10 protein-coding genes are annotated in these 12850 nt (G+C 46.8%); 4 read left to right on the forward strand and 6 right to left on the reverse strand.

Translation table 11 applies throughout. The features are described from left to right. Window positions 1–2: 2 nt before the first annotated feature. The 5 genes from AC4BAP_RS16970 to fabG all read right to left on the reverse strand — a co-directional run bounded on the left by AC4BAP_RS16970 (window position 3) and on the right by fabG (window position 5598). The gene (locus AC4BAP_RS16970) at window positions 3–566 is read right to left on the reverse strand and encodes a GNAT family N-acetyltransferase (protein WP_490583865.1); all 564 of its coding nucleotides are present in this window, start codon (window positions 564–566) and stop codon (window positions 3–5) included. A gap of 68 nt (window positions 567–634) precedes the next feature. After that, entirely contained in the window at window positions 635–1306 is a 672-nt protein-coding gene (locus AC4BAP_RS16975; protein ID WP_490583866.1) for a pseudouridine synthase, read from the reverse strand. A 25-nt stretch (window positions 1307–1331) separates the two neighbouring features. Further along, on the reverse strand, window positions 1332–1922 hold the full coding sequence (locus tag AC4BAP_RS16980; RefSeq protein WP_490583867.1) for a GNAT family N-acetyltransferase: 591 nt from the start codon (window positions 1920–1922) through the stop codon (window positions 1332–1334). Between the two features lie 422 nt (window positions 1923–2344). Beyond that, on the reverse strand, window positions 2345–4423 hold the full coding sequence (locus AC4BAP_RS16985) for a VWA domain-containing protein (RefSeq protein WP_490583868.1): 2079 nt from the start codon (window positions 4421–4423) through the stop codon (window positions 2345–2347). A gap of 428 nt (window positions 4424–4851) precedes the next feature. Further along, on the reverse strand, window positions 4852–5598 hold the full coding sequence (fabG, locus tag AC4BAP_RS16990) for a 3-oxoacyl-[acyl-carrier-protein] reductase (protein ID WP_490583869.1): 747 nt from the start codon (window positions 5596–5598) through the stop codon (window positions 4852–4854). A gap of 274 nt (window positions 5599–5872) precedes the next feature. Between fabG and AC4BAP_RS16995 the strand changes: the two genes are divergently transcribed. After that, window positions 5873–7201 (forward strand): peptidoglycan DD-metalloendopeptidase family protein, encoded by a 1329-nt coding sequence (locus tag AC4BAP_RS16995; RefSeq protein ID WP_490583870.1) that lies wholly within the window; start codon window positions 5873–5875, stop codon window positions 7199–7201. A 952-nt stretch (window positions 7202–8153) separates the two neighbouring features. On the opposite strand, the gene AC4BAP_RS17000 is transcribed toward AC4BAP_RS16995, so the two are convergent. Next, the gene (locus AC4BAP_RS17000; protein ID WP_490583871.1) at window positions 8154–8762 is read right to left on the reverse strand and encodes a tetratricopeptide repeat protein; all 609 of its coding nucleotides are present in this window, start codon (window positions 8760–8762) and stop codon (window positions 8154–8156) included. A gap of 198 nt (window positions 8763–8960) precedes the next feature. Here AC4BAP_RS17000 and lpdA point away from each other — a divergent pair, with 198 nt between their 5' ends. From lpdA to AC4BAP_RS17015, 3 genes are all read left to right on the forward strand, one after another. After that, on the forward strand, window positions 8961–10355 hold the full coding sequence (gene lpdA, locus AC4BAP_RS17005; protein WP_490583872.1) for a dihydrolipoyl dehydrogenase: 1395 nt from the start codon (window positions 8961–8963) through the stop codon (window positions 10353–10355). A 272-nt stretch (window positions 10356–10627) separates the two neighbouring features. Then, window positions 10628–11230: a hypothetical protein gene (locus tag AC4BAP_RS17010; RefSeq protein ID WP_490583873.1), complete on the forward strand. Its 603-nt coding sequence runs from the start codon at window positions 10628–10630 to the stop codon at window positions 11228–11230. 269 nt (window positions 11231–11499) lie between these two features. Then, the gene (locus tag AC4BAP_RS17015) at window positions 11500–12612 is read left to right on the forward strand and encodes a fatty acid desaturase family protein (protein WP_490583874.1); all 1113 of its coding nucleotides are present in this window, start codon (window positions 11500–11502) and stop codon (window positions 12610–12612) included. Window positions 12613–12850: the final 238 nt, after the last annotated feature.

Genomic DNA, 12850 nt, shown 5'->3' on the forward strand with positions numbered 1-12850 from the left:
CGCTAGTTACCTGAATTCTCCCATTCTTTCCGGAGCAGGCTGTATACTTCCAGGTCGTGGAAACGCCCATTGCTTAGCAGTTCGCCATCGCGTTCTGTGCCTTCAAATGTAAACTTCAGCTTTTTCGGGATGCTGCTACTGCGAACATTGCCTACTCCCACTTTTATCTGTATCCTGTTCATCTGCATTTGCTCAAAAGCATACTTTGTCAGGGCGGAGCAGCACCGGACCGCCAGGCCTTTGTGTTGCTGGTCTTCGGCAAGCCAGTAGCCTACCTCCAACTTCAGGTTGATCAGGTCTATACTTTTAAAACCGATGATGCCGGCAGGCTGGTTCTGGTGCCAGATCACGAACACGAGGTCACTGGTGTTGCCCTCCTGGGTAACAGATTTAACAAAAGCCTCCGTATCTGCAACTGCCTTAGTATAATCTACAAACGGAAGCCACTTGCGTAAATGGCTTCTGTTCGTGTCAATCAATTGAAAAATAGCCGGCACATCGTTCAGCGTGATCTCACGGAGCTGTAGGCTATCTGCAACGGGTATGTGCTGGGTTTTACGTTTCATAGCTTTGCTTTCGGCTTGTATTCGGCGGTGTTTACAGTGTACGAGGTAAGTCGTGGGTCACGTTCTGTCTAATTTATCTGCTTCCGGAAGCCGCCCTTTCCGCCTGGTTTTCTTCCGCTGGATTTGCCTCCAAAGGTGCCTGATCTTTTAGCAGGGGCTTTAGGTGCCTTGGCTGCCATACTTTTCAGTTGGGTTACCTCGTCAGGTGTAAGTTCGCGGTACTCGCCGGGTTGCAATTCGCCTAATGTAAGCGGACCGATGGCAGGCCTGATCAGGCGGAGCGTCGGGTAACCAACTGCGGCTGTCATGCGGCGTACCTGGCGGTTCATACCCTGTGATATCTTAATTTCCAGCCAGGAGGTAGGTACATTTTTGCGGAAACGAATAGGCGTGGAGCGTTCCCACACCTGCGGTTCTTCTTCCAGTAACTGTGCCCTGGCAGGGGCTGTTTTAGTGCCTTTTATCAGAACACCTAACCTGAGCTTTGTGAGAGCCTCGTCCGTAGGTACTCCCTCTACCTGCACCCAGTAAGTTTTTTCAACTTTAAACTGCGGGTCAGATAAACGGTGTTGAAGCGTTTTGTCGTCTGTCAGGAGTACCAGGCCTTCGCTGTCGTAATCGAGGCGGCCAACGGGGTAAATATTAGGCACAGGGACATAGTCTTTCAGGGTGGCTCTTCCGGCCTCATCAGTAAACTGGGTCAGTACCTCGTATGGTTTATTAACTAGTATGTATTTCAATTTTCCGGATGTTAGTATAATTCAGTTAAACCTGCAGCAAGCCCCAGGTCGATTTTAATTGCTGGAACTCTGGCAGCAGCAAAGATACGAGAAGAGAGTCCTCGTTTACACCATCCACCACATAATGTCCTCGTATAGTACCTTCCTCCTTAAAACCATGGCGCTTCAGAAGTTTGTAAGAGGGTTGATTGTCTGCCGCCAAAAGCGCCTCAACGCGGTACAGGTTCATCTGCTCAAACCCATAAGCAAGTATAGGGCCCAGCGCTTCGGTCATCAGTCCCTTGCCACGGTCTTTTTCTTCGATCAGGTGATAGCCAACCTCTGCTCTTCTGTGTTTGGGTATCCAGGTATGGAAGCCGCACCTGCCCAGTACTTCACCGCTTAGTTTGTCCTGTAGGTAAAAGTTGGCGAAGGAGATATAATAGGTCTGGTAGCCCTTTGCAAAGTTTTCTTTCTCGGTTTTAAGTTCCTCCTCTTTTCTAAAGCCGAAGCAGGCCATAATTTCCTGGTCTGATGCAGTGGACATGACATGCCCGTAAACTTCCGGGGTTACAAGCCGCAGGTGCAGGCGTTCTGTTTCCAGCAGGGTAGGGGTGAGGGTGGTTGGAGTGCTCATAGTTTAAGTGGTTAAGTGGCTGTTTTAAATTATAGGTTGAGGCAGCGTATATTTTGTTGCAATTACTTTCTATCCGCAAACAATTAACGAATTAAGGTTGCGATCTTCAAAAGACCAAGCTGATGCAAACCCACCCCTGCTCCTCCGAGGCTACGCTTAGGACACAAGTATAAAATGCTCTATCTACCGCGAGTTTTCAGCTCGTGGTTGTCCATGAGGGCAAGCTTTCAGCTTGCGAGAGTCGCTTTTTACACTTTTGCATACCTACGCAAGCTGAAAGCTTGCCATATAATAAGCCACGAGTTGAAAACTCGCGGCAGGAATAACAACGAATGTAAATTTGTGTCCTAATAGTAGGCCCCTCCTCGGATAGGCAGGTTAATCGTTACTTGAGTCAACAATTAACAATCAACAATCAGCAATTAATAACTCCCATTATACTTCCGGATAAACCATTCAGCGCACACAAAGCCAAGTAGCAGGAAGAACAGCCATTTCAGGTCTACCAGGTCTTTTAGTTCTTCAGAGCTATAGATCTTTGCCTTATGATCAGCATTAAGGATGTCCTGCTCCAGCTGCTGCAGTTGTGCCGGGTAGTATAACTTGGAGCTCGTGTTGCTGGCCAGTTGGTATAGTAAGTTGTGGTCTGCCACAGAGCTAAGGGCCTCCAACTGCAATTCCTCTACCACAAACTCGCCTTTATCCTGTTGCATTTGTCCATTAATTCTGGCGGAGGCAGTGTAGGTATAACGACCACCTTCCAGGGTGCTAATGTTTACCCCAGCCTGATTCTCGCCGTTGGCAAAGTTAAAGGTTCTGGTCTGGCCCTCGTCATTCTTTATACTTAGCGTGATGTTCTGACCATAGATCGGCTCAAGTGCTTCGTTGTAGGCCTCTGCATTAAAGCGGACTTCGTCTGAGCTGGTATATTCTGTTTGTACCGGGTAAACGTTCAGGCGCTTTTTGTTGCGTGGCGCACTCAGTAACTGTATCAGGTTGGTTATCAGTTTGTCGTATACTTCGGGCTGCTCGTTGTTGGCATTCTCCATAATGCGCCATTGCCAGATGCCGGATGCCAGCATGGTGGCATTGCGTTTATTGTCGGAGGTTTGCACGGCCAGCATGGGTTTGTTGGTTTTAACACGCCCCACCTGCTGGTACAGCACTACCTCCGTGTTCGGATTCAGGCGCACATCGCCAAAGGGCACACGTGCAGGGGGGTACTGCTGCAGACGTTCGGGGGTGGCCTCCGGAAGCTTAAAAGTAGTAAAATTGGCGTTGGCTACCGGTGTCACCTCGTCTTGTTGGCCATTGCTGCTTATGTTCAGGCCCACATTCAGGCGGTTATAATCGTTCAGGTCGCTTTGCGGGCCAAGTATGTATAGGGCAGGCAGGTTTTTCTGGCGAACCAGGTTAATGGCTGCCTCTCCACCGGGCACCCTGCCGGGCAGTTGGTGCAATACGGCTACATCATAGTCCTGCTGTTTTAATGGAGTTAAGCCCGGTACAAAAAGCGAAGTTTCATAGTTCTCATTCGTCTCTATGGCTGCGCGTATGGCTTTAATGTCGGGGTGTGGGGCAGCGGCGGCCACCAGAACTTTTATCTTGCCCTTCACCACGTCAATGTAGGCGTGCTTTGTATTATTAAGGGTCGTGAACTCGCCCTGCAGCGGCTGCACCTCTACCTCATAGTGGCGTTTACCAAGACCGGAGGCCAATACCTGGAAAGGCACCTGCTGCACCGCCTGGCCTGTCTGCAATGTTACTGTTTTGCTGGCGATGGCCTTGCCGTTCTCTTTAAGTATAACATTGGCGGCTTTTCCCCCGAAACCCTCTTGTTGCAGCTCTACCTCCAGCGGAAAACGATTGCCGCTATAGTTTACCTTGTTGTAGCGCAGCGATGCCACGAGCACGTCTTTTTTGGGAATGGTATCGCCTACGGCCACCGGGTATAAAGTATAGCCATAGTTGCTATAGGTCGGCGACATACCCTGGTTCACAATGCCATCAGAAAGCAACACCACGCCAGCCAGGTTTTGCTCTGCATACTCTTCCTGCACCTGCGCCAGCAATTGGCTCAGGTTAGTGGTTTCGGAAGTATAGGCAAGCGGGGTTATACTTTGGCGCTGTTCCGGCACAAGCGTTCTGATCTCAGTTTTGTAGCCCGCACCCTGAAGTTTGCCAAGTATGCTTTGCAAGCCTTGTTCGGCCTCACGCAGCTGCACAGAGTCGGAAAACAGCTTTACCGATTGCGAATTATCCAGGGCAAAAACAATGGTAGGCTCCTGTGTGGTGTTGGAAACATAGCGTACCAGCGGCCCCAGCAGCAGGAAACTGATGAAGCTGACCACCACAAACCGCAGGCCCGCCAAAGCATAGTTTATACTTTTAGGCCAGGGGGCACGCTTGCTGTAAAGCAGCCAGGCATAGAGCAGGCCAACAGCCAGGCAGGCAAGTATAAGCCAGGGCGAATAGGTAGTTATGAGTCGGAATGAGTTCAATTCTATAATCTATGAATTATGAATTATGAATTATGAATTATGAATTATGAATTATGAATTATGAATTATGAATTATGAATTATGAATTATGAATTATGCCTCTTAAAAGTTGAGCCTGTTTATAGTTTTTTAAAATCCATAGTGCCTGCCCTTGCTGCGTGTTCTCACCAGCAAGTATAATAGCCAGTGCCTTAAATTGTTGGTGAAAAACACCAACAATGTCGGGTTCAATTTCTTTTAGCCAAAACCCTAAACAGCTTCTTTATACTAAATATAAAATAAAAAGACCAATGCTACTAACGTAAACGCCGGAGCATTGGTCTTTATTAATTGCGAATGATAAAATTATTAACTAAGAATTGAGTGTATTTACTCAGATAATCTCTCTAGCAAATAATTCATCATTCATAATTCTTAATTCATAATTATTACGTCAGCATGCCGCCGTCAACCTGCAGGGTCTGGCCGGTAATGTAAGCCGACTCATCAGATGCCAGGAACACAGCTGCTTTGGCCACATCCTCAGGAGAACCGCCACGCTTCAACGGAATTGCTTTTCTCCACTCGTCTACTACTTTCTGGTCAAGTTCGCCAGTCATCTCGGTTTCGATAAAGCCTGGGGCAATGGCGTTGCAACGGATATTGCGTGAGCCCAGCTCAAGCGCAACAGACTTTGTGAAGCCGATGATACCAGCCTTAGAAGCCGCATAGTTTGCCTGTCCTGCATTGCCTTTAATGCCTACCACTGAAGTAATGTTGATCACAGAGCCATACTTGGCGCGCATCATGTGCTTGGTAGCTGCCTTCGTCACGTTAAACACAGACTTCAGGTTGGTGTTGATCACGGCATCCCACTGCTCCTCGTTCATGCGCATCAGCAAACCGTCGCGGGTAATGCCGGCATTGTTTACCACAATATCGATCTTGCCAAACTCCTTTACCACATCCTCTACCAACTGCTCTGCCTGAGCTGTGTTAGAGGCATCGGAACGGTATCCTTTTGCCACACCGCCATTAGCAGACAGCTCCTGTTCCAGGGCCTGTCCTTTTTCTACGCTTGACAGGTAGGTGAATGCTACCTTGGCGCCGGCCTCTACAAATTTCTCTGCAATGGCGCGGCCTATTCCTTTTGATGCTCCCGTTACCAGGGCTACTTTTCCTTCTAGTGCTTTCATGGGGGCCAAAGTTATAAAAAGAAATGTTTTTTGCGAAAGTACTTCCACAGTTTGGTTTGTACACAAAAAGTATGGCTCTTAGCATGTTAGGGCTATCCATTTTAAGCGATGGTAAAACACTGGTTTGGGAGAAGGGTAAACGGAGTGCTATATTGAATTTCTGTAAAACAATTGTAACTTATTTGTAATCTGTTAATTATGTTTGGTTTGATTTTTGTTTTTAACGGTTAAAGCATATTTTCGTGTGATTTTCTAACCTAAGTATTTTTTAGTGATGTACAAACGCAGTAAAGGGCTTGCCACCCTCATAGCTTTGCTGCTTCTTATTTTTATTATTGCAGCCCGTCTTTTAAACCTTAATTCTGACCAGGCTTTCGCGCTACAGAACAAAGCCAAACCACAGGTTAACCAGCCTAAAAAAGTAAAAAAAGAGCCTGCTCCCGTAATTTTCGGGATTCCTACCGATACCCTGGCCGTAGTGGAGGGGATTGTGCAGCGTGGCGAGAATATTTCAGAAATATTAAGCGACTACAACATAAACCCCACGCAGGTACACACGCTGGCAAAAAAAGCCCGCAAAGTGTATAACGTAAGGCACATAGCCATCAGCAAGCACTATACCATACTACACGCCTTAGACTCGGCCAGAACGGCGCGCTACTTTATTTATGAGCCCAACCCGATCGAGTACGTTGTGTACGATCTGCGCGGCGAAACCGGGGTTGAGGTGGTTAAACGCGATGTGGAGGTAGTAGAGCGTACCCTGGCAGGTGTTATCAGCAAATCGTTGTTCGAGGACATGGTGAATGCCGGTGGGTCGCCGCAGCTGGTAAATAAGTTTGCAGATATCTATGCCTGGCGCCTTAACCTGAGCCACCTGCAGCCCGGCGATAAGTTTAAGCTGATATTTGAGGAAAGGGTTGTAAATGGAACCACCATTGGCTACGGAGATCTTAAATCGGCTGTTTTTGAGCATGAAGGCAAGGAGTTTTATGCAATCGGCTTTGACCAGGGCAACGGGATGGGCTACTACGACGAAAACGGTCAAAGCCTGAAAAGGGCTTTCCTGAAGGAACCACTGGAGTATAGCCGCATCAGTTCCCGTTTCTCCAAGCGCCGTTTTCATCCGGTGCAAAAACGATACAAAGCCCACCTGGGAACAGACTTTGCCGCTCCACGCGGTACACCCATACGCTCCGTAGGGGACGGAAAAGTGCTGGAGGCCCGCTATACGCGCGGGAACGGATATTATGTGAAGATCAGGCATAATAAGACCTATACTACGCAGTACCTGCACATGTCTAAGTTCGCCAAAGGTATTCGTGCCGGTAAGCATGTAAAGCAGGGCCAAACAATAGGTTATGTAGGCAGCACCGGCTTGGCCACAGGACCTCACTTGTGCTACCGCTTCTGGAAAAACGGAAGGCAAGTGGATGCGCTCCGTGTAAAACTGCCAACAGCAGATCCGGTCAAGCGCAAGAACAAAGAAGCATTTGCGGCTTTAAAAGAGCAGACCATCAAACGTATGCAGACTATTGATATTAAAGAAGCCAAGCCAGATCTGCTTGCTTCCGGAAAGTCTAAAAAGCCAACTGGGGTATAGTTTACTTCTGATTTATACTTAGAAAAGGCGCTGCTATAGCGCCTTTTCTTTTTTGGGATAGATGTAATTGAGAGAGTTTTACTGATAGTTATTCTTGCTAGTTGGCTGTACTCCTTAGTCTTACCTGCTGTATCGTTTCACTTATTGCTTTGGTGCCCTCAAGGCCGGGCGGCCTCGTCCTTGGCCATCGCGCTGTCTATCTTTCCTGCCCTCGTGCCTCGGGCTGCCTCGCTAACGCTCGTCACCGGAAACCTAGAAGGCGCTCAGTCCAAGGACTGGGATTGACACTTCTTGGTTAAAGACTTCTGCATCTGGCTAGCAAGTATAAATTAGTATTGGCAGAAAATTCCCCGCCTTGGACAATCGAGAACGAGAGTTCGAAGATTGCGAGCGTAGCTCTGAGGGGATAAAGGGGTGGTTTGACCCGGTATTGCTTTATTCTCCTCTTGAAAGAAGGGTAGTTTCATTCTAGTAAATTCTATACTTAGATCACTAGCAGTCATACTCTCAACCTGTGTTATTGGCCCTCCGGACCAGTTGAGGAAGCCTGTCCCGGGCGGAGTCCCGGGAAGACTCAACATTATTTGTAAGTCACGAATCTGGAGATTCGCGCCAGAAGAGATTAGAATGAAACGGCTCTGCTCTTTAGAGGGGTAGGGGTGTGTTTACACGTTTGTAAGGACAGGTCGTGACTTGTTCAAAGAACAGCAGAAACTATGAATTTTATACTTTGGCTAAAGCTGTGGCAAAAATTCCCCTCTTGAGAGGGGTGTAGGGGTGTGTCAATCGTTTACAGGAAACTTGGCTTTAAAGGAGGCCCTTTTGCCCCTAGGAGGGGCATGGGTGGTTTAACCCGGCACTTCAGAACCAACAACCAGCAATCAACAAACAAAAAAAGGTTAGAAAGTATGTGACTCTCTAACCCCTTTCCTCTTACACTATATTTACTTTACTACTTGCAGTATTTCTTCAGGTAGAAATCAGCTTCCTTAATTCCAAGCGATTTGGCCTTGTTCCAGTCGGTGCAGGCGCCTTCTTTATCGCCGAGGTTATACTTTGGAGCACCTCTGTTATAGTATGCTTCCTCGTATTTCGGGCTTAACTCAACTGCTTTGTTGTAATCGGTGATGGCGCCACTGAAATCGCGGAGGCCATATCGCACAAGGCCACGGTTGTTGTAGGCTTTGGCATCTTTCGGGGCCAGTTCAATTCCTTTATTAAAGTCCAGTAAAGCGCTGCGGTAGTCCTTCATGTTATACTTAGACAAGCCACGGCTCAGGTAAGCTTCCGTATACTTTGGGTCAGCGGCTATGGCTTTTGTAAAATCCTCAATGGCATCGCGGTACTCATGCAGCCTGTCTTTGGCGATGCCGCGGTTGGTTAGGGTAGGCGCATGCTTGGGCTCAAGCTTTATAACCTGGTCGTAGTCTTTAATGGCCTCAGCATATTTACCAGCATTAAATTTCTCGTTTCCGGTCATAAAATAGTCTTTTGCAGACTTCTGAGCCAGCGCTGAAAACGATACAAGTATAAAAAGTATGATCGGTAAAAGTGTTTTCATGCAGTCGGGTAAAAGTGAATACAACTTGTAAAGTACAGCACTATGGCACAATCTTAAAAGACATTTTTATTTTTTGTAATCTTTTCACCACATCGTCCTATGCTAATCTTTGCAATGTGCTATGTTTAGTATGTGCTGGCAGTTTTGCTATATAAGGATTATCGCTTAATTTTGCCCATCAACTTTAAAGACGACATTATGGCATCAAAATACGATTTAGTAGTGCTTGGTAGTGGCCCAGGCGGTTATGTGGCAGCAATCCGTGCATCGCAGCTGGGTATGAAGGTAGGCGTGATCGAGCGTGAGTCGCTGGGTGGCATTTGCCTGAACTGGGGCTGTATCCCGACCAAGGCACTATTGAAGAGCGCAAACGTATTCGAGTACATCAACCACGCTTCTGATTACGGTATTAATATCGGCGAGGCATCTGTAGACTTCGGCGCAGTTATCAAGCGCAGCCGTGGTGTGGCAGAGGGCATGAGCAAAGGCATTAACTTCCTGTTCCGCAAAAACAAGATCGACGCGATCATGGGTACCGGTAAACTGGTAGCCAAAGGCAAGATCGAGGTAACTGACAAAGACGGCAAGAAAGAAACCGTAGAGGCTACCAACATTATCCTGGCCACAGGTGCCCGTTCACGCGAGTTGCCTAACCTGCCGATCGATGGCAAGAAGATCATCGGATACCGTCAGGCAATGGCATTGGACAAGATGCCGGAGAGCATGGTGGTAGTGGGTTCTGGCGCCATCGGTGTTGAGTTCGCATACTTCTACAACGCTATGGGCACGAAAGTAACTGTAGTTGAGTATATGCCAAACATTGTTCCTGTTGAGGACGAAGAGGTATCGAAGCAACTGGAGAAGTCTTTCAAAAAGGCTGGCATCAGCATCATGACAAGCGCTTCTGTAGAGGCTGTTGATACTAACGGTGACATCTGCAAAGTAAAAGTAAAATCAGCTAAAGGCGAGGAAACGCTGGAGGCTGAGGTTGTGCTGTCAGCGGTTGGTATCCAGACAAACCTGGAGAACATCGGACTTGAAGAGCTTGGCATTAAAGTAGATAAAGGCCGCGTGATCGTGGATGAGTACTATAAAACAAACGTGGATGGCATCTACGCGATCGGGGACATCGTTCCTGGTCCGGCATTGGCACACGTTGCTTCTGCGGAGGGTATTATCTGTGTTGAGAAACTTGCAGGCCACCATCCGGAGCCGTTGAACTACGGTAACATCCCGGGCTGTACGTACTGCTCTCCTGAGATAGCGTCTGTGGGCTTAACAGAGAAAGCTGCCCGCGAGCAAGGCCTGGACATCAAAGTAGGTAAGTTCCCGTTCTCTGCGTCTGGTAAGGCAAGCGCCGCCGGTGCCAAGGATGGCTTCATTAAAGTTATCTTTGATGCCAAGTATGGCGAGTTCCTGGGTGCGCACATGATCGGTGCCAACGTAACTGAAATGATCGCAGAGGTAGTGGTTGCCCGTAAACTGGAGACAACCGGCCACGAGATCATCAAGTCTGTTCACCCGCACCCAACCATGAGTGAGGCCATCATGGAGGCAACTGCAGCTGCCTACGACGAGGTAATTCACTTGTAATAAAATCCGCTCTGCGGGGCATCAAAAAAACGGGGTTAGCCGAATCATCGGCTAACCCCGTTTTTTTGTTTAAGCTGTATTTTTTAGCCTGCTTTAAGGTCAGTTTAAGCATGACTCTGATATTTATTTGATAAAATAATTCGTGTATATAGTGTTATGCTAATATTGGTATGATTGTTGAAGATGTTTGAACACCTGAAGAGGGTTGATAAAGTATAAAATTGACGCTTTTGCAGGGATGATCTTGTTTAGAAACTTTTAAAAATAAAACTATGAAAAAACTATTACCATTGGCGCTTGCTGCGCTTGCACTCACCTCCTGCGATAAAGAACAAGAAGACCTATCTCCAGAGCCACAGAAAACAGCGGTTATTGTACACAAACAAATCGGAGCTTCTTTCGGGTATGCTACTCCATTGCAAATAGATGTAAACAACGACGGGAAGTATGACTTCTCGTTCGGAAACACATTGGTTTCGGACTCAGAGGGTGCACATAACCTGTTTTACATAAGAGCTTTAGATCAACACCAGCTTTTGCTGAACACGACCACAGAAATATCAGCAGGTAATTGGGGCGCAGGTCTTTATGTAAACGACCTTGTGGAGGAAGACCTGGCGAAGAACTTTCAATGGAAAAGGGATACCGGTTATTTACTTGATATCAACAAGCCCGATGACAGGTTTACGTACTACAATGGCCCGATGAGCTTTAACGGCGGAAGCCAGTATATAGGCGTCAGGCTAAAAGAAGGAGATGTATACAAGCCAGGCTGGATCAGGGTTTTTTATGTAATGGGCAGCGATAAAGTAGAAGTAATAGAAGCCGCATTTATACCTGCCGAAGGGCAGATCTTAAAAGCCGGACAACGGTAAATGGATAAAATCATAAACAAAAAGGCGGGTATTGATACCCGCCTTTTTGTTTGTCTGCGTCATAGAACCTGCCTTTCATTTGCTTTTTATGTGCAGTTAGTAGTGCGGTAACGGTTGTATGGCGGGATTTGAGACTATACTCCGCTGTTCTGGTTATTTATGCCTATATTGTTAGCTTAAGCAGTTTAAATGCCATCACTACTTTCGAAAATTTTAGAGGTTTTTGTAATCAGTTAAGGCTATTCTTTTCATCGCGGATCACAATCACCATGAATAAAAAGTGCAAAGTAAAATTCGTGTCGAAAGACCGAAACCTGTTTTTTGCCACCCTACGCAAACGGGTAGATGCATACTTTATAGAAAACAACAGTTCCAAGACAGCCAATGCCACCATGGTAACCAAAAGCGTCGTGCTATTGATGTCTTACATTCTGCCTTTTGTTGCTTTACTTATTTTCCAACCTACGTTTCCGATTAGCCTCATACTTTGGTTTGTGATGGGGCTGGGTCTTGCAGGCATAGGCATGAGTGTGATGCATGACGCCAACCATGGGGCCTACTCCAATAATAAGCGCATCAATTTTCTAATGGGCCATACATTAAATCTGGTGGGTGGTTCGGCTTTTAACTGGAAGCTGCAGCATAATATTCTCCACCATACTTATACCAATATTGTGGAGATGGACGAAGATATACAGGACCGACTGGTATTACGGTTCTCGCCACATACCAATGTCAAGTTTTACCACAAGCTGCAGTGGGTTTATGCATTTTTCTTCTACGGACTGCTTACGCTTTACTGGGTATTAGCCAAAGACTTTGTTCAGTACAGGCTGTTTATAAAAAATGGCGTTAATCCGGATTCTGACGGGAAGAACAGAGTTACGCTTCTGAAGATCGTAGTGATGAAAATTTTATACTTTTTTGTGATGCTGGTGGGGCCTGAGCTGTTTTTCGGTATTCCTTTCCTAGAAATACTGCTGGGCTTTTTGCTGATGCACTTTGTGGCAGGTATCATACTTACGGTAGTGTTCCAGCTGGCCCATACGGTAGAGGGAACTAGTCACCCAAGGCCATGCGGAAACGGCACTATCGAAAACGACTGGGCAATTCACCAGTTAAACACAACGGTAAATTTCTCTCCAAACAACAAATTACTTTCCTGGTATGTGGGAGGTTTGAACTTCCAGATAGAGCATCATCTCTTTCCGCGTATTTGTCATGTACACTACCCGGCCATCGCGCCTATAGTAAAAGTTACAGCCGAAGAGTTTGGCATACCTTACATGGAGAATGAAACGTTTGGCAAGGCCCTACGATCGCACATTGCCACCTTGCACCGCTTTGGCCGTCTACCGGACATAAACGAAGCTATCGCTTAAGTATAAAAAAATGATATACCATTTACCTGGAACATTACCGTTTAGTAAGCTCTTAAAAAACTAAAATAGGAACAGACTATACTTACCACTACCTTTGTGGTACAATTTCTTTCTCTGAACCTTAGTTTGTATTATAAGGTTAAGGGGAGGTAAGATGAGCAAGAAGCACGGTTGTTGCTATACTTTCAGAAAAAGTTGGCTTGTTCATCAGCATTAGCTGTGCTGGCGTTTGCCTGGC

Source organism: Pontibacter sp. GD7 (genome assembly GCF_058216375.1).